This is a genomic window from Muricoprocola aceti, from assembly GCF_025567005.1.
In the GTDB taxonomy this organism is placed as follows: Bacteria; Bacillota; Clostridia; order Lachnospirales; family Lachnospiraceae; genus Marvinbryantia; species Marvinbryantia aceti.
The window spans coordinates 360811-383411 of sequence record NZ_JAOQKE010000001.1 but is presented as its reverse complement, the minus strand read 5'-3'; the positions used below and the strand labels follow the sequence as shown (position 1 = coordinate 383411).

Here is a 22601-nt window from a genome sequence, read left to right as displayed (position 1 = left end):
TGGTGCGTGTCGAATCCATCGCGGATGAGACAACATGGGAAGGCACTGAAGCATTACGAAGTAAATAGAAAGTCCCAGGGGACGGAGGAGCATATCCCCCGTCTTTTGGGCGCTAGGAGAGAAAAATGGCGGAAACAAAAAGAGATTATTACGAAGTGCTGGGCGTTGACCGAAATGCCGATGCAGCTACCATAAAAAAAGCATATCGGCAGCTGGCCAAGAAGTATCATCCGGATATGAATCCTGGAGATAAAGAAGCCGAGCAGAAGTTTAAAGAAGCAGCAGAAGCATACTCTGTTTTATCAGATGATAACAAACGTCATCAGTATGACCAGTTTGGTCATGCGGCCTTTGAACAGGGTGGCGGAGGTGCCGGCGGATTTGATTTCAACGGAGCGGATATGGGAGACATCTTTGGAGATATTTTTGGAGATCTCTTTGGCGGTGGATCCAGACGAAGAGCCAACAATGGTCCAATGAAAGGGGCTAATTTACGTGCATCCGTAAGAATCACTTTCGAAGAAGCTGTATTTGGCTGTGAGAAAGAACTGGAGCTTTCCTTAAAGGATGAATGTACCAACTGTCACGGAACAGGTGCCAAGCCTGGAACCAGTCCGGAGACATGTCCGAAATGTGGCGGCCGTGGTCAGGTTGTTATGACACAGCAGTCCCTGTTTGGCATGGTGCAGAATGTAACGACCTGTCCAGATTGTGGCGGAACCGGAAAGATCATCAAAGAAAAATGTACTTCCTGTGGAGGCACGGGTTATACTTCCAGCAGAAAGAAGATCAAGGTGTCTATTCCGGCAGGTATTGATAATGGTCAGTGCGTCAGAATTGCAGGCAAGGGAGAACCGGGAACCAATGGCGGCCCAAGAGGAGATCTGCTGGTAGAAGTGGTTGTCCAGAGACATCCGATATTCCAGAGACAGGATATGAACATTTATTCTACCGCACCAATGAGCTTTGCACAGGCTACTCTTGGCGGCGATGTACGGATCAGTACCATTGACGGAGATGTGATGTATAATGTGAAGCCAGGTACGCAGACGGATACCCGTATTCGCCTGAAAGGAAAAGGAGTTCCATCTCTGAGAAATAAATCTGTCAGAGGTGACCATTATGTAACACTGGTTGTTCAGGTGCCGACCAGGCTGAATAATGAGGCAAAAGAAGCCCTGAAAGCATTTGATGCAGCAACTGGTAACAGCCTGAATCAGCAGAATACAGATACAGCAAAAAAAGAGGAAAAGCCAAAGAAAAAGGGCTTTATGGATAAATTAAAAGAAACCTTTGAAGATTAGAGTCAGATAGGAAAGAATGAGGATCCTGTAAATGAAATGGAATAAATATACATTAAAAACCAGGTCAGAGGTGGAAGACATAGTGATCTCCACACTGGCAGATGCAGGCGTAGAGGGTGTAGAGATTGAGGATAAAGTGCCTTTAACAGAGTCAGATAAAAAACAGATGTTTGTAGATATTCTGCCAGACGGACCGGCAGATGACGGAATTGCCTACCTGAATTTCTACGTAGAAGAAGATCAGGATCCACAGCCGCTTCTGGACAGAGTGAAGGAAGCACTGGAAGAACTCCGTATGTTTATGGACATCGGAGAAGGTACGATTACGGAAAGTCAGACAGAGGACAAGGACTGGATCAATAACTGGAAGCAGTATTTCCATCAGTTCTATGTGGATGATATTCTGATTATTCCATCCTGGGAAGAGGTAAAGCCGGAAGATCAGGATAAGATGATCATTCATATTGATCCTGGTACAGCTTTTGGTACCGGCATGCATGAGACGACACAGCTGTGTATGAGACAGTTGAAGAAATATGTCAATAAAGATACACAGATTTTGGATGTAGGTACCGGAAGTGGTATCTTGTCGATTGCAGCCCTGAAGCTGGGAGCGGCTCATGCGGTAGGAACAGATCTGGATCCATGTGCGATTTCAGCAGTAAAAGAGAATCTGGAAGCCAATGAGGTACCAGTGACAGACATGGATATGATTCTGGGAAATATTATTGACGATAAAAAGATCCAGGATGAAGTAGAATATGAGAAGTATGACATTGTTGTAGCCAATATTCTTGCAGATGTTCTGATCCCGCTGACACCTGTGATCCTGCATCAGATGAAAAAAGGTGGTCTGTATATTACCTCCGGTATTATTGATGACAAAGAGGAAAGCGTAGTGGCAGCAGTAAAGGCGGCAGGCCTGGAAGTAGTAGAAGTAACACATCAGGGCGAGTGGGTATCTGTGACCGCCAGAAAGATAGGCTAATATGCATCGATTTTTTGTGGAAGAGCCGGCTATGGGCGAGAATAGCATCACCATTACCGGCGGAGATGTGAATCATATCAAAAATGTACTCCGTATGTCTGTGGGCGACAAAATCTGTGTCATCAATGGACAGAATAACAAAGAGTACTACTGTGAAATCACAGCAGTTGGAAATGATGCAGTGGATACCAGAATCTGTGAGATTCGGGAATCAGATCAGGAACTTGGCAATGAAGTTGTGCTGTTTCAGGGGCTGCCGAAAAGCGATAAAATGGAGTTGATCATTCAGAAGGCAGTGGAACTTGGGGTGCACACAATTGTGCCAGTATCCACAGACCGTACCGTGGTAAAGCTGGATGCGAAGAAAGAGGCCAATAAGCGAAAGCGCTGGATGAGTATTTCAGAAAGCGCGGCAAAACAGTCGGGGAGACTGCGTATTCCAGAGGTGACGCCGGTAGTTTCTTACCGGGAAGCATTGGAGATGGCAAAGAAGATGGATGTCCGTCTGATCCCTTATGAACTGGCAGAAGGCATGGAAAAAACCAGAGAGCTGATGAGCAGTATCCAGCCGGGGCAGTCAGTAGCAGTATTTATCGGACCGGAGGGCGGATTTGAAAGCAGTGAGATTGAAAAAGCCATGGAGATCGGCGCATGGCCGATTACTCTGGGAAAAAGAATTCTAAGAACTGAAACAGCAGGTCTTGTCACGCTGGCTATGTTAGTGTATAATCTTGAAAGGTGACGGACAATAAAGCAGTCTTAATTAGCTTGTCTAGTTGTGACTGCTTTTGTTTTTGTTGTATATTGATAATGGAGAAAGACATGGAAGCATATTTAGATAATTCTGCAACGACCAGATGCCTGGACAGTGTCATTGAGATTGTGGAGAAGACCATGAGAGAAGACTATGGGAATCCATCTTCCAAGCATCAGAAGGGGCTGGATGCCGAGAACTATGTAAGAGCGGCAAGAACAGAGATCGCAAAGACACTGAAAGTGCAGGACAAAGAGATTTTTTTTACTTCGGGAGGAACAGAATCCAATAACTGGGCATTGGTGGGGAGTGCGCTGGCCAACCGAAGAGCGGGCAATCATCTGATTACTACAGCTGTAGAACATGCAGCAGTATTACAGCCTATGGGATTTCTGGAGGAGATGGGATTTCGCATTACCTATCTTCCGGTAGATAAGTATGGAGTGGCAGATCTGGAGGCTCTGAAGAAAGCAATCTGTGAAGATACCATACTGGTATCTATGATGTATGTGAATAATGAACTGGGAACGGAAGAACCGGTAGAAGATGCAGCAAAGATCATCAAAGCGAAGAATCCCAATATTCTGTTTCATGTAGATGCTATTCAGGCCTATGGAAAGTATCGCATTCATCCTAAGAAACTGGGAATTGATTTGCTTTCTGTCAGCGGACATAAGATCCATGGACCAAAAGGCAGTGGATTTCTGTATGTAAATGAAAAAGCAAAGATTCGTCCGATTATCTTAGGAGGCGGTCAGCAGAAGGGTATGCGTTCCGGTACGGATAATGTTCCGGGTATCGCAGGACTGGGGGTAGCAGCAAAAGAGGCGTACCAGAATCTGGAGGAGAAAGCAGCGCATTTACAGGCATTAAAGCAACAGCTGATAGATGGCCTGAAGGATATCCCGGATGTGTTTATTCAGGGACAGGCATCAGAAGGCGGTGGAGCACTGCATATCGTCAGTGTCAGCTTTGCAGGCGTAAGAAGCGAAGTACTGTTGCATGCACTGGAAGACAGACAGATTTATATTTCGTCCGGATCAGCCTGTTCATCGAACAAGAAACTTCCGGTAAGTACCGTGCTTAAAGAAGCACATGTGCCGAAGGAATTGTTGGATTCTACAGTGCGGTTCAGCTTCAGCAGCCAGACAACAGAGGAAGAGATCGCATATTGTATCGAAGAACTGCATCGGATTGTTCCAATGCTGAGAAAATACACAAGACATTAACCAGGAGGAAATATGATATTTAAGACATTTTTGATTAAATATGGAGAAATAGGTATCAAGGGAAAAAACCGTTATCTGTTCGAAGATGCACTGGTGAAGCAGATTCGCCATGCTTTGAAGCATGTGGATGGGGAATTTGAAGTCCGAAAGGAACAGGGGCGTATCTATGTAGATACTCTGTCAGACTATGAATATGATGAAGTAGTAGAAGCATTGAAGAGAGTATTTGGTATCGTCGGCATTTGTCCGGTCGTAGTGACAGAGGACGAAGGATTTGAAAAGCTGGCAGAGACAGTGACAGGTTATCTTGCAAAAGAATATGACAGTCATACTCAGACTTTCAAGGTAGATTCCAGACGTGCAAGAAAAAATTATCCGAAGAATTCTATGGAATTAAATGCAGATCTGGGAGAGAAAATCCTGGATGCATTTCCTGAAATGAAAGTGGATGTGCACAAGCCAGAAATGGTACTGAATGTAGAGATTCGCGAAAAAATCTACATTTACTCCCTTATTATTCCAGGAGCTGGAGGAATGCCGGTAGGTACCAATGGAAAGGCCATGCTGCTGTTGTCAGGTGGAATAGACAGTCCGGTAGCAGGTTATATGATTGCCAAGCGTGGGGTCAAGATCGATGCAGTTTATTTCCATGCACCGCCATACACAAGCGAACGTGCAAAGCAGAAAGTAGTAGATCTGGCCAGTATCGTGGCAAGATATTCCGGACCGATCAATCTTCATGTGGTGAATTTTACAGATATTCAGCTGTATATCTATGAAAAATGTCCGCATGAGGAACTGACCATTATCATGCGCCGTTATATGATGCGTATTGCTGAACATTTTGCAAAAGAGACGGGTTCTCTGGGACTGATTACCGGTGAAAGTATCGGACAGGTAGCCAGCCAGACGATGCAGAGCCTGGCTGCAACGAATGAAGTATGTACTATGCCTGTTTATCGTCCGTTGATCGGGTTTGACAAGCAGGAGATAGTTGACGTATCTCTGAAGATTGATGCTTATGAGACATCAATCTTACCATATGAAGACTGCTGCACTATTTTTGTGGCCAAGCATCCGGTTACCAAACCGAATATCAACATCATTAAGAGATCAGAAACCAAACTGGAAGAAAAGATTGATGAACTGGTAAAAGAAGCAATTGATACCACAGAGACCATCTGGGTAGAAGCAAAGGCGTAACAGATTTTATGGAATAAAAAAGAATCCTGCCTGAAAAGCAGGATTCCTATCTGTTCCATAGTGATTTGATTATTCAATTACGTATGGCTTCAAAACATCTAAAATAGTATCTACATCATCTTCTGCATGGATATTCAGTTCGATCGGCTTGGAAAGATCCAGGCTGAAGATACCCATAATGGATTTTGCATCAATCACATATCTTCCGGATACTAAATCAAAATCATAATCGAATTTAGTAATGTCATTAACGAAGGATTTTACTTTATCAATAGAATTTAAAGAAATCTGTACTGTTTTCATAAAAAACTCTCCTTACTGTTTGTTTAGATTTTATGTAAAAATGTACTATCATACAAGTTTGATATTACCTTTCGGAAAGGAAAAAGTCAAGATGAAAAACAAAAAAGTAGCGCTCCATAATCTTGGATGTAAAGTAAACGCATATGAGACAGAGGCGATGCAGCAGATCCTGGAAGAAAAAGGGTATGAGATTGTACCATTTGCACCGGGAGCAGATATTTATATCATCAATACCTGTACGGTAACCAATATTGCAGACCGCAAGTCCAGACAGATGCTTCATAAAGCGAAAAAAATGAACCCACAGGCAATCGTAGTGGCCGCTGGATGCTATGTGCAGGCCGCAGGCGAAGAACTGAAAGCAGATGAAGCAATCGATATTGTGATTGGCAACAATCAGAAGCAGCATCTGGCAGAGATCCTGGAAGTATATGAAGAATCTCATTTGGCAGAATCTCATTCAGAAGAGCTGCCAGATCAGGGAATAGCGCTGATAGATATCAATCATACAAAGGAATACGAAGCATTGTCTATTCATAAGACAGCAGAACATACCAGAGCCTATATTAAGGTGCAGGATGGATGCAATCAGTTCTGCTCTTATTGTATTATTCCATACGCCAGAGGCCGAGTACGAAGCAGGGAACTGAAAGATGTGGTGAATGAAGTGAAACAGCTGGCTGCAGCAGGCTATCAGGAAGTAGTACTGACCGGGATCCATCTGAGCTCTTATGGAATCGATAAAGAGGATGGCAGCAATCTGCTCAGACTGATTCAGGCAGTGCATGAGACAGAAGGAATCCGTCGGATTCGTCTTGGATCATTGGAACCGCGTATTATTACCGAGGAATTTGCCAGAGCCATTGGCAGTATGGAGAAAATGTGCCCTCATTTTCATCTTTCTCTTCAAAGTGGCTGCAACGCAACATTGAAACGAATGAACCGCAGATATACAGCGGAAGAATATTACGAAAAATGTGAGCTGCTTAGAAAGTATTTTGATCATCCGGCTCTGACTACAGATGTGATTGTGGGGTTCCCGCAGGAGAGTGAGGAAGAATTTGAGATAACAAAGCAGTTCCTGAAAAAAGTGAACTTCTATGAAACACATATTTTTAAATATTCCAGAAGAAAGGGAACCCGTGCAGCAGATATGGAAGGACAGATTCCAGAGGAGATCAAGACCAGAAGAAGTCATATTCTGCAGCAGTTAAATGAAAAAAATAAGCATGCATTTGAGTCCTGTTATATTGGAAAATCAGTAGAAGTACTTTTTGAAGAAGCAGTGGAAAAAGATGGAATTTCCTGCTGGCAGGGGCATACCAGAGAGTATTTGAAGGTGACAGTCCCGAATGATGGGCGTGATCTGCACAACAAAATTTGTGATTGTATTTTGCAGGAGTCTGATGTAGAATAAATTTAAACAAGCAAGATGGGGCGTGGAAAATGGAAAAAGTGAATAATACACAGTATTTTAAATTTAATCTCGATACCGAGGTCAGTGTAAAGGATATACTGGACGCAGTATATGACGCAATGGAAGAAAAAGGATACAACCCGGTAAATCAGATTGTAGGTTATATTATGTCAGGGGACCCTACGTATATTACCAGCCATAAGAATGCCAGAAGCATGATTATGAAGGTAGAGAGGGACGAACTGGTAGAAGAATTATTAAAAGAATATATTAAGAACAGGGCATAATGAGTCAGAATATGGATAGAATGATAGGACTGGACTTTGGGTCTAAGACGGTAGGAGTGGCTGTCAGTGATGGCCTTGGAATCACAGCACAGGGGCTGGAGATTATCAGAAGAAATGCAGAGAACAAGTTAAGACAGACCTGTGCAAGAATCGAGGCAATCATTGATGAATACGATGTCAGGAAGATTGTACTGGGCCTGCCGAAGCATATGAATAATAGCCTGGGTGACAGAGTAAAGAAGACACTTGCATTTAAAGAAATGCTGGAACGCAGAACAGGACTGGAAGTTGTGACCTGGGATGAGCGGCTGACGACGGTAGAAGCAGACCGTACCATGATAGAAGCCGGCATCCGCAGAGAGCATCGAAAAGAATATGTAGACATGCTGGCAGCGGTATATATCCTACAGGGATATATGGATTATTGCCGTATGCAGGAGCAGAAAGACAAAGACGTAGAGGAACAGTCTCTTTAGGAGAAAGAGACTGTCGGACAGTAAAATTGGGAGCTTAGAATTAATGGAAAAGATCGTATTTCAGTTACCGGATTCTCAGGAAACGGTAGATTTTTTTGTGTTGGAACAAACCAGAATTAACGGAGCAGATTATATTCTTGTGACAGATGCGGAAGATGGAGATGGTGAAGCACTGATCCTGAAGGATCTTTCAGAAGATGGAGAACAGGAAGCAGTATATGAGATTGTAGAAGATGATGATGAGTTAGAGGCCTTATCTGTGATCTTTGGCGAGATGCTGGAAGACGTAGATCTGACGTTCTAAACAGAAAGGAGATTTGATTGAAAAATATAAATAATTCAAAATTGAAAATTATCCCGCTTGGGGGACTGGAACAGATTGGAATGAATATCACAGCCTTTGAGTTCGAAGACAGTATCGTAGTAGTGGACTGTGGTTTGTCATTCCCGGAGGATGATATGCTGGGAATTGACCTGGTCATCCCAGATATCACTTATTTGAAGGAACATGCAGACAAAGTGAAGGGATTTGTTATTACACATGGTCACGAAGATCATATTGGCGCACTTCCTTATGTGATGAAAGAAATCAATGCACCGATTTATGCAACAAAGCTGACGATTGGTATCATTGAGAATAAGTTCAAGGAACACGGTTTACTGAAAACCACTAAGAGAAAAGTGGTGAAGCATGGACAGTCCATTAATCTTGGAGCATTTCGTATAGAATTTATCAAGACCAATCACAGTATTCAGGATGCTTCTGCGCTGGCAATTTATTCACCGGCAGGCATTGTGGTACACACAGGAGACTTTAAGGTAGACTATACACCGGTATTTGGAGATGCGATCGATTTACAGCGCTTTGGTGAGATTGGTAAAAAGGGAGTACTCGCCCTGATGTGCGACAGCACGAATGCAGAACGTCCAGGATTTACCATGTCAGAGCGTACAGTAGGAAAGACATTTGACAATATTTTTGCAGAACACCGCAATACTCGTATTATTATTGCTACCTTTGCGTCGAATGTGGATCGTGTACAGCAGATTATCAATTCTGCATATAAGTATGGAAGAAAAGTAGTAGTAGAAGGCCGAAGCATGGTGAATATTATTGCGACAGCCTCCGAACTTGGATATCTGAATATCCCGGATCAGACATTGATCGAGATTGAACAGATGAAAAATTATCCTGATGAGCAGATGGTTCTGATCACGACAGGAAGTCAGGGCGAGTCCATGGCGGCACTGTCAAGAATGGCAGCAGATATGCACCGCAAAGTAACGATCAAGCCAGGTGATACTGTTATCTTCAGTTCTAATCCAATTCCTGGAAATGAAAAAGCAGTATCCAAGGTGATCAATGAACTGACTGCAAAGGGAGCAGATGTCATTTTCCAGGATGCACATGTTTCCGGACATGCATGCCAGGAAGAGATTAAGCTGATCTATTCCCTGGTACATCCGAAATATGCGATCCCGGTACATGGAGAATTGCGTCATCTGAAAGCGCAGGCAGGACTGGCAGCCAGTCTTGGTATCCCAAAGGAGAATATTTTTATCCTCCGTGCAGGCGATGTACTGGCACTGGATCAGGAGGATGCCAAGATTGTAGATAAGGTACAGACCGGAGGTATTCTGGTAGACGGTCTGGGAGTTGGCGATGTAGGTAATATTGTACTTCGAGACAGACAGCATCTGGCAGAGGATGGAATTGTGATTGTGGTACTTTCCCTGGAAAAATACAGTAATCAGCTTCTGGCTGGCCCTGATATTGTATCCCGTGGATTTGTTTATGTAAGAGAATCCGAAGATCTGATGGAAGATGCCAGACAGGTAGTTTTGGATGCACTGGAATATTGCAGTGCAAAGCATGTGACAGACTGGGGCAAGATTAAGAATACTATAAAAGATGATCTGAATAGTTTCATCTGGAAGAGAACAAAGAGAAGTCCGATGATCCTGCCGATTATTATGGAGATCTGAGAACGAAGTCGGACGGAAGGATTTCAATGAAAGATAATGTAGAGATTTACACGCTGGCATTGATCCGGGTGATTCATGACAGTGATGTATATAAGGATTATAAGGCGGTAAAGAACAGACTAGCCCAGGATCCGGAACTGAAAAGTAAAGTGAATCAGTATCGGAAAGAGTGTTATCATTTGCAGAACAGCGGAGACGTGGAGTCTCTTTATGAAAGAACACAGCAGTTTGACAGACAATATGATGAGTTACTGAAAAACCCTCAGGTGGAAGAATACCTGCGGTGTGAACTGGCAATTTGCCGTATGTTGCAGCAGATCGCAAGTAAAGTGGTGGAATCGGTGGAACTTGATCTGGATGATATTGCCAATGATATTTACCAGATGTAAAGCCTGACGGTAAAACAGGAGGATGACAGATTGAAGCATTTTGTGGCAAGAATTTCCTTATTTGTACTGAGAATGCTGCTGATCGTGTTGATTTCGATTGGGTTATATCACTTTGGAACTTTTGCCTTTACATTTGGCAGACAAATATACAGTGAAGAAGGAATAACGGCAGCACCTGGAAAAGATGTTGCCGTTGTGGTGTCTGAAGGGGAAAGTACAAAAGAGATCGCACAGATGTTGAAACAGTTTGGACTGATCAGTGATCCTTATGTATTTTTGGTACAGGAACGCCTGTCGGAATATCATGGTCAGATTCAGCCTGGCAATTATGTACTGAATACTTCCCAGAGTGGAAATCAGATGATCGCCATTCTCAGCGGTCATGGAGATGAGTCAGAGAATAAGGAGACATAACATATGATAGTAGACGAGAGAATGGTAACCTATATCAATTCTCTGGATACCGGGAGTGGACAGTTTCTGGATCAGCTGGAACTGCAGGCGAAGAAAGACAGAGTGCCGATTATTCGCAGGGAGATGCAAAGTTTCCTGAAAGTGCTTCTGCAGATCAAAAAACCGACAAAGATTCTGGAAGTAGGGACGGCAGTAGGTTTTTCTGCACTTCTGATGGCCAAATATACGCCAGAAGATACCAGAATCGTTACCATTGAAAAATATGAAAAAAGAATTCCGGTTGCGAAAGCGAATTTTCAAGCTGCCGGAATGGATCATAGAATTACGCTTCTGGAGGGAGATGCGCTGGAGATTCTTCGAGAGATGGAAGATTCTTTTGATTTTATCTTCATGGATGCTGCAAAAGGGCAGTATATTCATTTTTATCCGGAAGTCATGCGCCTTTTGGCACCGGAAGGGATTCTGGTGTCGGACAATGTACTGCAGGAAGGTGATTTGATCGAATCGCATTTTGCAGTCGAACGACGGAACCGTACGATATACAAAAGGATGCGGGAGTATCTTTATGTGTTGAAGCACGATGAACGTCTGGAGACTTCTATTCTTCCTGTAGGGGATGGAGCGGCAGTTAGTTACAAAATGAAAACAGAAAGGCAGTAAGATGAGAAAACCAGAATTATTAATACCTGCCAGCAGCCTGGAAGTGCTAAAGACAGCTGTTATATTCGGGGCAGATGCAGTATATATTGGCGGTGAGGCTTTTGGGCTGAGAGCCAAAGCAAAAAATTTTTCCATGGAAGAAATGAAAGAAGGAATTGAGTTCGCACATGCCAGAGGCGTAAAAGTTTATGTGACAGCGAATATTCTCGCCCACAATTACGATCTGGAAGGGGTAGAACAATATTTCAGGGAATTGAGAGAGATCCATCCAGATGCACTGATTATTGCAGATCCGGGTGTCTTTTCCATTGCAAAACAGGTTTGCCCGGAGATTGAGCGCCACATCAGTACCCAGGCGAATAATACAAACTATGAAACTTATCGGTTCTGGTATGAGCTGGGAGCCAAAAGAATCGTTTCAGCCAGGGAACTTTCTCTGGAAGAGATTCGTCAGATTCGTGCACATATTCCGGATGATTGTGAGATTGAGACGTTTATTCATGGTGCAATGTGCATTTCCTATTCCGGCCGCTGTCTGCTTAGCAATTATTTCACGGGAAGAGATGCCAACAGAGGTGCCTGCACACATCCGTGCCGATGGAAATATGCTATTGTGGAAGAGACCAGACCGGGAGAATATCTGCCGGTTTATGAAAATGAACGTGGCACCTATATCTTCAATTCCAAAGATCTCTGTATGATTGAACATATTCCGGAGATTCTGGAATCTGGAATCGACAGCCTGAAAATCGAAGGACGTATGAAGACGGCACTTTATGTGGCAACGGTAGCCAGAACTTATCGAAAAGCAATTGATGACTGTCTGCAGTCCAGAGAGTTATATGAGAAAAATATGCCATGGTATCTGGAACAGATTTCTAACTGTACTTATCGTCAGTTTACAACAGGATTCTTTTATGGCAAGCCAGATGAATCCGCACAGATTTATGACAGCAATACCTATGTAAAAGAATATACGTATCTGGGTATTGTGGGGAATGTGACGGAAGAAGGGCTGTGCAAAATAGAGCAGAGAAACAAGTTCTCAGTGGGCGAAAAGATCGAGATCATGAAGCCAGACGGAGAGAATATCCGTACGAAAGTACTGCAGATTCTGAATGAGGAAGGGCAGGAACAGGATAGTGCTCCGCATCCGAAGCAGGTGCTTTATGTTCGGCTGGATCAATGCGCAGACCATTATGATATTTTAAGAAGACAGGAATAAGAGTTGGAAAAGCACTAAAAAGTGGGGTATCACATAAACTAATAGAAACCCCCTTTGAGGTGCTTTTTATGAAGTCCTTTCCAAAACCGCTTACTGCAGAAGAAGAAGCCTATTACCTTCGCAGATACCGGGAGGGTGATATGGATGCAAAAAGAATTCTGATTGAACGTAATCTTCGTCTGGTTGCACATGTGGCCAAAAAGTATGTCAATCAGGGAGAGGAAACAGAAGATCTGATAGCGGTTGGAACTGTAGGGCTGATAAAAGCAGTGGGAACTTTTAATCATCAAAAAAATAATAAACTGGCGACTTATGCAGCAAGATGTGTAGAGAATGAATTGCTGATGTTGTTTCGCAATCGGAAAAAAGTCAGCAGAGATGTATCTCTTTATGATCCCATTGGAACTGATAAAGAGGGAAATGAAATCAGTCTGCTGGACATTCTGGAAAGTGAAAAAATAGATGTAATTGAGCAGATGCAGCAAAAAAACAATGCCAGAAAACTGCAATGGTTAATGGAGAAGGAATTGGATGACAGAGAGCGGTGTATTTTGCGAATGCGTTACGGCATTGGAAGGGAAAAAGAACTGACTCAGAGAGAAATCGCAGAAGTATTGGGGATTTCCAGATCTTATGTTTCCAGAATTGAAAAAACAGCGATCGAAAAATTAAGAGAAATGTTCCGGGAGGAGATAGAGAATCGATGATATACTGGCGCACTATGGAGGAAGGACTAAAAAAAGCAGAACAGACAGCATTCGCCAGAACGCTTCTTCTGGATGCGTTAAGGAAAGAATATGGAATAACCAGACTGCCGGAGATTGCCAGGACACCTCATGGGAAACCATATTTCCTGAATTCTCCGGAACTCTATTTTAATTACAGTCACAGTAAACACGCTGCTGCCTGTGTTCTTTCGAAGCAGGCAGTTGGAATCGATCTGGAGCAGATACGAAATTACAGTGAAAAGACGGCACAGAGATTTTGCAGCCAGGGGGAATGGGTCTGGCTTCAAAGACAGCCAGATCTGAATAAGGCGTGGATTCAGATCTGGACAATGAAAGAAGCATGGTTAAAATACCGTGGAATCGGGCTACGTGTGGATCTTCGAGACCTGGATTTTACAGCGGCACTGGAAAATGCATCTGCACAGAAGGAGATCACTGTGTTGGAACATGGACAGACTCATACTGCCTGTATCTATTCTTATTTCATAGAAGATTTTTGGATGTCTGTGTGTGGTAAAGAAAAAGTAAAAAACCATGTGTTGCATCTATTGTGAAAAAGTGATAAACTAATTCTGCGTTGATCAGGCGCTTCAAGCTTCAGGGTTCTCCTGAAGTATTTCAGAAAAATATATCAGACAATTACATACAGGAGGATACAGATTGTTCAGTAAAGTATTATCGGCAGCTGTATACGGGGTGCAGAGTAAGGTGGTCCAGGTAGAGACGGATATTACCAACGGACTTCCTTCTTTTTCTATGGTAGGATATCTTTCCACTCAGGTAAAAGAAGCACAGGAACGTGTACGTACAGCTTTGAAAAACTCAGGTATACAACTGCAGCCTAAAAAGATTACCGTCAATTTATCTCCAGCCGATCTGCATAAATCAGGAACCGGATTTGATCTGCCCATTGCCATAGCGATTGCGGCATCTTATGGGCTGGTAGACAGGGAAAGACTGGAAGATACATTTATCATCGGTGAACTCAGTCTGAATGGGAAAATCAATGGAGTACCTGGCATCCTTCCGATGGCAGCAAAGGCCAGAAGTATACAATGTAGTCGCTGCATTGTACCCTGGCAGAATCAGAAAGAAGCCAGAGCCATAGAAGGGATAGAAGTAATCGGAGCAGAGACGCTGGAGCAGGTGCTCACCTATTTGCAGACAGGAGAAATACCCAAAATAGAAGAGAACATACAGGAAGAAGCAGAAAATCCAAAAGAAAAGCCGGATTTTTATGAAGTACATGGACAGGATGGCGCAAAACGAGCTGCACTGGTGGCTGCAGCGGGGTTCCATAATCTTCTGATGATCGGACCGCCGGGAGCTGGAAAATCTATGATTGCCAGCCGCATCCCGGGTATTTTGCCATCCATGACGGAAGAAGAGGCTATTGAATTATCAGCTATATACAGTGTGATAGGTAAATTGCCGCCGAATGGATCTCTGATAAAAGAACGACCATTTCGTGCACCACATCATACGATTACGGCAAAAGCATTATGTGGTGGAGGAACTATCCCGGGACCTGGTGAGATCAGCCTGGCACACTGCGGAGTATTGTTTCTGGATGAATTGCCGGAATTTCACAGGGAGACACTGGAGGTTTTGCGTCAGCCGCTGGAAAATGGAAGTATGCAGATTCACAGATGTGGCTATACCTATGATTTTCCGGCACAGTTTATGCTGGTGGGAGCCATGAATCCCTGCCCCTGTGGATTTTATCCGGATCTGTCCAGATGTCATTGCAGCTATACTGCGGTACGGCGGTATCAGGAAAAAATCAGTATGCCATTGCTGGATCGTATGGATATGATGATTGAAGTATCAGCGCTTTCTTATCCTCAATGGAATCAGAAAACACAGGAGATGTCCAGCACTCAGATGAGGAAAAAAGTGGAACGTGTCCGGGAAATTCAGAAAGAACGACGGAAAGGTCAGTCATTTTTGTTTAATTCCAGAATGGGGAATCAGGAACTGGAAGAATATTGTGCGCTTGGAACGCAGGAAAAGAAACTCATGAAGAAGGCGTTTGATGAACTTAAGATGAGTGCAAGAGGATATACCAAAATTCTGAAAGTTGCGAGAACCGTAGCAGATTTGGAGGAAAAAGAACAGATACAGACTGAGCATCTGCAGGAAGCACTTTGTTACCGGATTGGAAATGGAATATATCGATAGGAGGAAATGATGGACGAATGGTTGTGGATGTGCAGTATGCCAGGATTTTATCGGAATGATTTTGCCAGACTTTTGCAATTCTTTGAATCACCAGAGGCAATACGGAAAAGTGAAAAAAAGCAAATCTCACTTTTGCCATTTTTAAAAGACAGGCAAAAGAAGGTGCTGGAGGAATGGAGAAGTCATTCTGCAGAAGAAATCAGGCATAAACTGACAGAAAAAGGAATAAAGTTTATCAGCTGCATGGAAAAGGGATATCCGGAACGCCTCAGAGCACTGGAGGATTATCCGTATGGGCTGTTTTATCTGGGCGAACTCCCAAGTCCCAGAGAACGCTGTGTCGCAGTAGTAGGCGCCCGTATGTGTACAAACTATGGACGCAGTATAGCAGTGGAAGTGGCAGAAGTGCTGTCAGAACATGGAATTTCCATAGTCAGTGGTATGGCATATGGTATTGACGGAATTGCGCAGGCGGCCTGTCTGAAAGCAGGTGGCAGAAGCTATGCTGTAACAGGATGTGGGGCAGATATCTGTTATCCGGCGGATCACAGGAGCCTTTGCCGGGAACTGGCGCAAAAAGGTGGCGTGATTACAGAATATCCGCCTGGAACACAGCCTGTGCCCCTGCATTTTCCTATGCGAAACCGGCTGATCAGTGGGCTGAGTGAATGCGTGATTGTAGTAGAAGCAAAGAAAAAAAGTGGTTCCCTTATTACTGCTGATCTGGCGCTTGATCAGGGAAAGGATGTACTGGCAGTGCCAGGACGGATGGAAGATCCATTAAGCGAGGGCTGCAACCAGCTGATTTCCCAGGGCGCCGGGATTCTGACTTCTGTGGAAGAACTGATATCTCATCTTGGAATTTCAATGGAAAATGTGAAAAAAAAGAAAAAAAATAACATTACGCTTGCAAGTTCCGAGAATATGGTGTATATTTGTCTGGATTTTCGACCGAAGAGCCTGACTGAAATTATCAGAAGCAGTGGACTTCCGGCAGAGGCAGTGATGCGTATCCTGATGGATCTGCAGATGAGGGGGCTGGTTGAAGAAATATCGAAGAATTATTACGTTTTAAAGAAATAAAAACGCAGTGGTTTTCCACGGAGGAATTTTTAGATGGCAAAATATCTGGTGATTGTAGAATCTCCGACAAAAGTTAAAACAATTAAAAAGTTTCTAGGAGCCAATTATACCGTTGCAGCATCCAATGGACATGTAAGAGACTTCCCAAAGAGTCAGTTCGGAATCGATGTAGAACATGACTTTGAACCGAAATATATCACGATCAGAGGAAAGGGGGAACTCCTTGCCGGACTTCGTAAGGAAGTAAAGAAGGCGGACAAGGTTTATCTTGCTACTGACCCGGACCGCGAAGGAGAAGCTATAAGCTGGCATCTGTCTCATGCGCTGAAGCTGGATGATAAGAAAATCTATCGTATTACATTTAATGAGATTACCAAGAATGCGGTGAAAGCATCCCTGAAAAGCCCAAGAGCGATAGATATGGATCTGGTAGATGCACAGCAGGCCAGACGAATGCTGGACCGTATGGTAGGTTACAAAATCAGTCCGTTGTTGTGGCAGAAGGTGAAAAGAGGATTAAGTGCCGGTCGTGTACAGTCTGTAGTACTCAGATTGATTGGAGACCGGGAAGATGAGATAAATGCATTTATTCCAGATGAATACTGGAGTCTGGACGCCCACCTGAAGGTATCCGGGGAACGTAAAATGCTGGAAGCCAAGTTCTATGGAACCGAAGAGGAGAAAGTAACCATTCATTCCAGAACAGAAATGGAAAAGATCCGTGAAGAAATAGAAAAAGAAGAGTTTCTGGTGAAGGAGATTAAGACAGGAGAACGAAGCAGGAAAGCTCCGCTCCCGTTTACCACCAGTACACTGCAGCAGGAAGCTGCAAAGGTACTGAATTTTTCTACGCAGAAGACCATGCGTATCGCCCAGCAGTTATATGAAGGAATTGATATCAAAGGAAATGGTACAGTAGGTTTGATCACGTACCTGAGAACCGATTCCACACGAATTGCAGAAGAAGCAGATGTGGCGGCCAGAGAGTATATTCGTCAGGAATACGGAGAAGAGTATGTCTCTGAGAGTCCTCAGAAAAAAGCATCCGGCCAGAAGATACAGGATGCCCATGAAGCGATTCGTCCAAGTGATATTACCAGAACACCGGTATTTGTCAAAGAATCGCTTTCCAGAGACCAGTTCCGACTGTACCAGCTGATCTGGAAGCGCTTCACAGCCAGCCGGATGGAAAATGCAAAATATGAGACAACTTCCATTAAGATTGCAGCAGGAAAGTATATTTTTACAGTGGCTACATCCAGAGTATTATTTGAAGGTTTCCTTTCGGTCTATACAGATGGGGAAGAGGATGGCAAAGCGAATACTCTGCTTGGCAAGATTACTAAGGATACACAATTGTCTTTGAGTGAACTGGAAGAGAAGCAGCATTTTACCCAGCCACCAGCACATTATACAGAAGCATCTCTTGTAAAGACACTGGAAGAACTGGGAATCGGAAGACCCAGTACCTATGCTCCAACGATTACCACATTGCTGAACAGAAGATATGTGACAAAAGAAAGCAAGAATCTTTACATGACAGAGCTGGGAGAAGTGGTGAATAATATCATGAAAGAAGCGTTTCCAAGTATTGTGGATGTGAATTTTACGGCAAATATGGAGTCGCTGCTGGATATGGTAGAAGAAGGAAAAGTCAATTGGAAGACCGTTGTCAGCAATTTCTATCCGGACTTAGATGAAGCAGTTCAGAATGCAGAAAAGGAACTGGAAGAAGTTAAGATTGAAGATGAAGTGACAGATGTGGTCTGCGAACAGTGTGGCCGCAATATGGTAGTGAAATATGGTCCTCATGGAAAGTTCCTGGCATGTCCTGGTTTCCCTGAATGCCGCAATACCAAGCCTTATCTGGAAAAAATAGGGATTGCATGTCCAAAATGCGGAAAAGACGTGGTGATTCGTAAGACGAAAAAAGGCAGAAAATATTATGGATGCGAGGATAATCCAGAATGCGATTTTATGTCCTGGCAGAAGCCATCTGCGAAAAAATGTCCGAACTGTGGTGGATATATGCTGGAAAAAGGCAATAAACTGGTATGTGCAGATGAACAGTGCGGTTATGTAGAAACAATGGAAAAAAAGAACAACGATTGAGCGTTCAAAAATAGAGAAGTATAGAAAGAGAAATGACAGAATCTGCCTGTGATTTCTCTTTTTTTCTGATAAATACAAATAATTTTGAAATTATCAGAAAATTTCTTTGAATTCCTGTATAGTATATGGTAATATAAAAATGTGTTTGGGAAAATTCAATCGTTTTAAATCCTGGAAATTAAAGAGGAGGGTTTTTATGAGCGTTCAATTACTGGACAAGACACGAAAGATCAATAAGCTGCTGCATAATAACAATTCCAGCAAAGTCGTATTTAATGATATTTGTAAAGTACTGACGGATATCATGGATTCAAATATACTGGTACTCAGTAAAAAAGGAAAGGTACTGGGGGTAAGCATCAGCAGTGAGATTGGAGAAATTCATGAGCTGGTGGAAAATAAAGTGGGGACTTTTATTGATCCAATGTTAAATGAACGCCTTCTTGGAGTGCTTTCCACAAAGGAAAATGTGAATCTGGAGACACTGGGATTCGAGCCAGATGGGGTGAAGCAATACCAGGCTATTATCAATCCTATTGATATTGCAGGAGAACGTCTTGGAACAGTGTTTATGTACCGGGTAAAAGATGCATACACCATAGACGACATTATTTTAAGCGAATATGGAACGACTGTGGTGGGACTGGAGATGATGCGCTCTGTAAATGAAGAGAGTGCAGAAGAACACAGGAAGATTCAGATCGTAAAATCAGCAATCAATACCTTGTCTTATTCGGAGCTGGAGGCAATTCTTCATATTTTTGATGAATTGGACGGCAATGAAGGAATTCTGGTAGCCAGCAAAATAGCAGACCGGGTAGGAATTACCAGATCCGTGATAGTGAATGCACTTCGTAAATTTGAAAGTGCGGGAGTCATCGAGTCCAGATCTTCTGGAATGAAGGGCACATACATCAAGGTAGTGAATCAGATGGTATTTGAAGAATTGAATGAAATCAGAAGACAGAGAGAGTTCCATTAACTGGGACTCTTTTTTGTAGAAAATAATAAATGTGAGAAAAAAAGAGTAAAATTAAGAAAAAGTGAGTATAATTGAGAAATATTCAAAATAGTGAAAAAGTATAAAGTTGCATAATTTGCATATATTTACTAATATAAAAACCGTAGTTAGCACTCAATAGAAGAGAGTGCTAATAAGAAGTTCGAAGAGTTGAACGAAGGAGGCTTAATTATGAAGTTAGTACCACTTGGCGACAGAGTCGTTTTAAAACAGTTTGAAGCAGAAGAGACAACAAAATCCGGTATTATCCTTGCAGCAAAATCTCAGGAAAAACCTCAGGAAGCAGAAGTTGTAGCAGTAGGACCTGGCGGAATGGTTGATGGAAAAGAAGTAACCATGCAGGTTAAGGCAGGCGATAAAGTAATCTATTCCAAATATTCAGGAAATGAAGTAAAACTGGATGGCGAAGAATATATTATTGTAAAACAGAATGATATTCTTGCAATCGTTGAATAATAATCAGGAGGAACAATCATCATGGCAAAAGAAATTAAATATGGATCAGAAGCCAGACAGGCTCTTGCAGAAGGCGTAAACAAACTGGCTGATACAGTAAAAGTAACACTTGGACCGAAAGGAAGAAACGTAGTACTGGATAAGCAGTATGGAGCTCCATTGATCACGAATGATGGTGTGTCTATCGCAAAAGAAATCGATCTTCCAGATGCTTTCGAAAACATGGGAGCACAGCTGGTAAAAGAAGTAGCTACAAAGACAAATGATGTAGCAGGTGATGGTACAACAACAGCAACTGTTCTTGCACAGGCAATGATTCAGGAAGGTATGAAGAACCTGGAAGCAGGCGCTAATCCAATCGTACTGAGAAAAGGTATGAAGAAAGCAACAGAAGCCGCTGTAAAATCTATCGCTGATATGAGCAGCAAGGTAAAAGGAAAACATCAGATGGCAAGAGTAGCAGCAATCTCTGCAGGAGATGAAGAGGTTGGAAACATGGTGGCAGATGCAATGGAAAAAGTATCTGCTGATGGAGTTATCACAATTGAAGAATCCAAGACCATGAAGACAGAACTGGATCTGGTAGAAGGTATGCAGTTCGACAGAGGATATATTTCCGCATACATGGCAACAGATATGGAAAAAATGGAAGCAGTTCTGGATGATCCATATATCCTCATCACAGACAGAAAGATCACAGTCATCCAGGATATCCTTCCTGTATTGGAACAGATCGTTCAGGCTGGAAGAAAGCTTCTGATCATCGCTGAGGATGTAGAAGGTGAAGCACTTACTACTCTGATTGTAAACAAATTAAGAGGTACTTTCGGGGTTGTTGCAGTGAAGGCTCCTGGATATGGTGACAGAAGAAAAGAAATGCTGAAAGATATCGCCATTCTGACAGGTGGACAGGTTATTTCCGAAGAACTTGGCCTGGAACTGAAAGATACCACTCTGGAAATGCTTGGACGTGCGAAGTCTGTAAAAGTTGCAAAAGAAAATACCGTTATCGTAGATGGTCTTGGCAACAAAGATGAAATCAAAGCCAGAGTAGAACAGATCAAATCTGCAATCTCTACTACAACATCTGAGTTTGACAAAGAAAAACTTCAGGAAAGACTGGCAAAACTGGCTGGTGGCGTTGCTGTTATCCGTGTCGGCGCTGCTACTGAGACAGAAATGAAAGAAGCAAAACTTCGTATGGAAGATGCTTTGAATGCTACTCGTGCAGCAGTAGAAGAAGGTATTGTAGCAGGTGGTGGATCTGCATATATTCATGCTGCAAAACAGGTTGCCAAACTGGTAGATGAACTGGAAGGCGATGAGAAGACAGGAGCAAAAGTAATTCTGAAAGCTCTGACAGCTCCACTGACACAGATCGCACAGAATGCAGGTCTGGAAGGCGCAGTCATCGTAAACAAAGTAACGGAATCCAAAGAAGGTATTGGATTTGATGCATACAATGAAGAATATGTAGATATGGTAGAGGCTGGTATTCTGGATCCTGCAAAGGTTACCAGAAGTGCCCTTCAGAACGCAACCAGCGTAGCGTCTACATTCCTTACTACAGAATCCTGTGTAGCAAACATCAAGGAACCAGAACCGGCAATGCCAGCTGGTGCAGGTATGAATCCTGGAATGATGTAAGAGAAGAATCAAAAAGTCCTGCTGTGTGACAGCAGGGCTTTTTTCATAAAGAAAATATACGATGTTTACATGGTGAATCGAGCCTGGGTGTGTTATAATAGAATAGTCAGCAGACAGGGTGTCTGCAAAAATAAACAGACAGGAGAGGACGGATGAGTGATTTATACACTGAAGAGATTGTAAAAAAAGAAAAAACGATGAAAGACACCGTGATCAGGGTACTTCTGATTGCGGGAACTGCAGTAGCTGTTTTGTCACTGATGGTTCTTGGGTGGTTATCTATTATTCTGATCATTGCATTTGCAGTAGCGGATTATTTTGTTTTGCCAACATTGGAACTGGAATATGAATACCTGTATGTAAACGGGGAAATTGATATTGACAAGATCATGTCGAAGCAGAAGAGAAAACGGGTATTTTCCGGCGATGTGGCTTCCCTGGAACTCCTTGCACCAAGTCAGTCACATGAATTAGATCATTACCGAACCAGAACAGATATCAAAAAGAATGATTTTTCATCAGGGAAAAAGGATGCCAAAACGTATACAATGATTTTAAAAAAAGATCAGGGTATGGAAATGGTGATATTTGAACCAGGTGAAGTCATGTTAAAAGATATGAAACGTATGGCACCAAGAGAAGTGCATCTGCAGTAATAAGTGTTTTTTTGTGAAAGCAGACAATAGAAACGATTGACAGACACTTTTATTTTTGATAGAATATCGAGCAAAAGTCATA

General features: G+C 42.9%; 24 protein-coding genes. 23 read left to right on the top strand and 1 reads right to left on the bottom strand.

The annotated features are described in order from the left end of the window. Positions 1 to 125: 125 nt before the first annotated feature. From dnaJ to thiI, 5 genes are all read left to right on the top strand, one after another. Positions 126 to 1304 (top strand): molecular chaperone DnaJ, encoded by a 1179-nt coding sequence (gene dnaJ / locus OCV47_RS01910; protein WP_117447399.1) that lies wholly within the window; start codon positions 126 to 128, stop codon positions 1302 to 1304. 31 nt (positions 1305 to 1335) lie between these two features. Next, positions 1336 to 2292 carry a 50S ribosomal protein L11 methyltransferase gene (prmA, locus tag OCV47_RS01905; protein WP_262653362.1) on the top strand — a complete coding sequence of 319 codons (957 nt, stop codon included), beginning with the start codon at positions 1336 to 1338 and terminating at the stop codon, positions 2290 to 2292. Between the two features lies 1 nt (position 2293). Beyond that, on the top strand, positions 2294 to 3034 hold the full coding sequence (locus tag OCV47_RS01900; protein WP_262653361.1) for a 16S rRNA (uracil(1498)-N(3))-methyltransferase: 741 nt from the start codon (positions 2294 to 2296) through the stop codon (positions 3032 to 3034). An 80-nt stretch (positions 3035 to 3114) separates the two neighbouring features. Further along, entirely contained in the window at positions 3115 to 4275 is a 1161-nt protein-coding gene (locus OCV47_RS01895; protein WP_262653360.1) for a cysteine desulfurase family protein, read from the top strand. A 12-nt stretch (positions 4276 to 4287) separates the two neighbouring features. Continuing rightward, a complete protein-coding gene (gene thiI / locus OCV47_RS01890; RefSeq protein ID WP_256296601.1) occupies positions 4288 to 5478 on the top strand; it encodes a tRNA uracil 4-sulfurtransferase ThiI in 1191 nt (396 codons plus the stop codon). A gap of 69 nt (positions 5479 to 5547) precedes the next feature. On the opposite strand, the gene OCV47_RS01885 is transcribed toward thiI, so the two are convergent. Then, a complete protein-coding gene (locus tag OCV47_RS01885; RefSeq protein WP_117447395.1) occupies positions 5548 to 5781 on the bottom strand; it encodes an HPr family phosphocarrier protein in 234 nt (77 codons plus the stop codon). A 91-nt stretch (positions 5782 to 5872) separates the two neighbouring features. On the opposite strand from OCV47_RS01885, the gene mtaB reads away from it, so the two are divergent. The 18 genes from mtaB (at position 5873) to OCV47_RS01795 (ending at position 22519) form a co-directional block, all read left to right on the top strand. Next, positions 5873 to 7198, top strand: coding sequence for a tRNA (N(6)-L-threonylcarbamoyladenosine(37)-C(2))-methylthiotransferase MtaB (gene mtaB / locus OCV47_RS01880; RefSeq protein ID WP_262653359.1), 1326 nt, complete (start codon positions 5873 to 5875; stop codon positions 7196 to 7198). 29 nt (positions 7199 to 7227) lie between these two features. After that, on the top strand, positions 7228 to 7485 hold the full coding sequence (locus OCV47_RS01875) for an IreB family regulatory phosphoprotein (protein WP_117447394.1): 258 nt from the start codon (positions 7228 to 7230) through the stop codon (positions 7483 to 7485). 11 nt (positions 7486 to 7496) lie between these two features. Next, complete coding sequence (ruvX, locus tag OCV47_RS01870) at positions 7497 to 7961, top strand: Holliday junction resolvase RuvX (RefSeq protein WP_262653357.1); 465 nt, start codon at positions 7497 to 7499, stop codon at positions 7959 to 7961. A gap of 43 nt (positions 7962 to 8004) precedes the next feature. Then, on the top strand, positions 8005 to 8265 hold the full coding sequence (locus OCV47_RS01865; RefSeq protein ID WP_256296594.1) for a DUF1292 domain-containing protein: 261 nt from the start codon (positions 8005 to 8007) through the stop codon (positions 8263 to 8265). A 17-nt stretch (positions 8266 to 8282) separates the two neighbouring features. Further along, complete coding sequence (locus OCV47_RS01860; protein ID WP_117447391.1) at positions 8283 to 9947, top strand: ribonuclease J; 1665 nt, start codon at positions 8283 to 8285, stop codon at positions 9945 to 9947. 26 nt (positions 9948 to 9973) lie between these two features. After that, a complete protein-coding gene (locus OCV47_RS01855) occupies positions 9974 to 10336 on the top strand; it encodes a YlbF/YmcA family competence regulator (RefSeq protein WP_262653356.1) in 363 nt (120 codons plus the stop codon). Between the two features lie 30 nt (positions 10337 to 10366). Continuing rightward, positions 10367 to 10750: an endolytic transglycosylase MltG gene (locus OCV47_RS01850; RefSeq protein WP_117447389.1), complete on the top strand. Its 384-nt coding sequence runs from the start codon at positions 10367 to 10369 to the stop codon at positions 10748 to 10750. Positions 10751 to 10753: 3 nt separating this feature from the next. Beyond that, the gene (locus tag OCV47_RS01845; RefSeq protein WP_117447388.1) at positions 10754 to 11410 is read left to right on the top strand and encodes an O-methyltransferase; all 657 of its coding nucleotides are present in this window, start codon (positions 10754 to 10756) and stop codon (positions 11408 to 11410) included. 1 nt (position 11411) lies between these two features. After that, positions 11412 to 12635 (top strand): peptidase U32 family protein, encoded by a 1224-nt coding sequence (locus OCV47_RS01840; RefSeq protein ID WP_262653355.1) that lies wholly within the window; start codon positions 11412 to 11414, stop codon positions 12633 to 12635. A gap of 68 nt (positions 12636 to 12703) precedes the next feature. Further along, positions 12704 to 13342 (top strand): RNA polymerase sporulation sigma factor SigK, encoded by a 639-nt coding sequence (gene sigK / locus OCV47_RS01835; RefSeq protein ID WP_262653354.1) that lies wholly within the window; start codon positions 12704 to 12706, stop codon positions 13340 to 13342. Further along, on the top strand, positions 13339 to 13917 hold the full coding sequence (locus OCV47_RS01830) for a 4'-phosphopantetheinyl transferase family protein (RefSeq protein ID WP_262653352.1): 579 nt from the start codon (positions 13339 to 13341) through the stop codon (positions 13915 to 13917). Before sigK ends, OCV47_RS01830 begins: the two co-directional genes overlap by 4 nt. 106 nt (positions 13918 to 14023) lie before the next feature. Continuing rightward, positions 14024 to 15544: a YifB family Mg chelatase-like AAA ATPase gene (locus OCV47_RS01825; RefSeq protein ID WP_262653350.1), complete on the top strand. Its 1521-nt coding sequence runs from the start codon at positions 14024 to 14026 to the stop codon at positions 15542 to 15544. Between the two features lie 6 nt (positions 15545 to 15550). Further along, a complete protein-coding gene (gene dprA, locus OCV47_RS01820; protein WP_262653347.1) occupies positions 15551 to 16627 on the top strand; it encodes a DNA-processing protein DprA in 1077 nt (358 codons plus the stop codon). A 33-nt stretch (positions 16628 to 16660) separates the two neighbouring features. Next, entirely contained in the window at positions 16661 to 18739 is a 2079-nt protein-coding gene (topA, locus tag OCV47_RS01815; RefSeq protein ID WP_262653345.1) for a type I DNA topoisomerase, read from the top strand. A gap of 196 nt (positions 18740 to 18935) precedes the next feature. Continuing rightward, positions 18936 to 19721 (top strand): GTP-sensing pleiotropic transcriptional regulator CodY, encoded by a 786-nt coding sequence (codY, locus tag OCV47_RS01810; protein ID WP_117447382.1) that lies wholly within the window; start codon positions 18936 to 18938, stop codon positions 19719 to 19721. 210 nt (positions 19722 to 19931) lie between these two features. Further along, positions 19932 to 20216, top strand: coding sequence for a co-chaperone GroES (locus OCV47_RS01805; RefSeq protein WP_117447381.1), 285 nt, complete (start codon positions 19932 to 19934; stop codon positions 20214 to 20216). Positions 20217 to 20237: 21 nt separating this feature from the next. Next, positions 20238 to 21863, top strand: coding sequence for a chaperonin GroEL (groL, locus tag OCV47_RS01800; RefSeq protein WP_117447380.1), 1626 nt, complete (start codon positions 20238 to 20240; stop codon positions 21861 to 21863). Between the two features lie 152 nt (positions 21864 to 22015). Further along, positions 22016 to 22519 carry a DUF6106 family protein gene (locus tag OCV47_RS01795; RefSeq protein ID WP_262653341.1) on the top strand — a complete coding sequence of 168 codons (504 nt, stop codon included), beginning with the start codon at positions 22016 to 22018 and terminating at the stop codon, positions 22517 to 22519. Positions 22520 to 22601: the final 82 nt, after the last annotated feature.

Coding starts and splice junctions, on each gene's coding strand:
- OCV47_RS01865 (WP_256296594.1), top strand. CDS start 8,005: ATGGAAAAGATCGTATTTCAGTTACCGGATTCTCAGGAAACGGTAGAT.
- sigK (WP_262653354.1), top strand. CDS start 12,704: ATGAAGTCCTTTCCAAAACCGCTTACTGCAGAAGAAGAAGCCTATTAC.
- mtaB (WP_262653359.1), top strand. CDS start 5,873: ATGAAAAACAAAAAAGTAGCGCTCCATAATCTTGGATGTAAAGTAAAC.
- thiI (WP_256296601.1), top strand. CDS start 4,288: ATGATATTTAAGACATTTTTGATTAAATATGGAGAAATAGGTATCAAG.
- OCV47_RS01845 (WP_117447388.1), top strand. CDS start 10,754: ATGATAGTAGACGAGAGAATGGTAACCTATATCAATTCTCTGGATACC.
- topA (WP_262653345.1), top strand. CDS start 16,661: ATGGCAAAATATCTGGTGATTGTAGAATCTCCGACAAAAGTTAAAACA.
- codY (WP_117447382.1), top strand. CDS start 18,936: ATGAGCGTTCAATTACTGGACAAGACACGAAAGATCAATAAGCTGCTG.
- OCV47_RS01885 (WP_117447395.1), bottom strand. CDS start 5,781: ATGAAAACAGTACAGATTTCTTTAAATTCTATTGATAAAGTAAAATCC.
- groL (WP_117447380.1), top strand. CDS start 20,238: ATGGCAAAAGAAATTAAATATGGATCAGAAGCCAGACAGGCTCTTGCA.
- OCV47_RS01900 (WP_262653361.1), top strand. CDS start 2,294: ATGCATCGATTTTTTGTGGAAGAGCCGGCTATGGGCGAGAATAGCATC.
- OCV47_RS01795 (WP_262653341.1), top strand. CDS start 22,016: ATGAGTGATTTATACACTGAAGAGATTGTAAAAAAAGAAAAAACGATG.
- OCV47_RS01875 (WP_117447394.1), top strand. CDS start 7,228: ATGGAAAAAGTGAATAATACACAGTATTTTAAATTTAATCTCGATACC.
- dnaJ (WP_117447399.1), top strand. CDS start 126: ATGGCGGAAACAAAAAGAGATTATTACGAAGTGCTGGGCGTTGACCGA.
- OCV47_RS01805 (WP_117447381.1), top strand. CDS start 19,932: ATGAAGTTAGTACCACTTGGCGACAGAGTCGTTTTAAAACAGTTTGAA.
- OCV47_RS01830 (WP_262653352.1), top strand. CDS start 13,339: ATGATATACTGGCGCACTATGGAGGAAGGACTAAAAAAAGCAGAACAG.
- OCV47_RS01895 (WP_262653360.1), top strand. CDS start 3,115: ATGGAAGCATATTTAGATAATTCTGCAACGACCAGATGCCTGGACAGT.
- OCV47_RS01855 (WP_262653356.1), top strand. CDS start 9,974: ATGAAAGATAATGTAGAGATTTACACGCTGGCATTGATCCGGGTGATT.
- OCV47_RS01840 (WP_262653355.1), top strand. CDS start 11,412: ATGAGAAAACCAGAATTATTAATACCTGCCAGCAGCCTGGAAGTGCTA.
- dprA (WP_262653347.1), top strand. CDS start 15,551: ATGATGGACGAATGGTTGTGGATGTGCAGTATGCCAGGATTTTATCGG.
- ruvX (WP_262653357.1), top strand. CDS start 7,497: ATGGATAGAATGATAGGACTGGACTTTGGGTCTAAGACGGTAGGAGTG.
- prmA (WP_262653362.1), top strand. CDS start 1,336: ATGAAATGGAATAAATATACATTAAAAACCAGGTCAGAGGTGGAAGAC.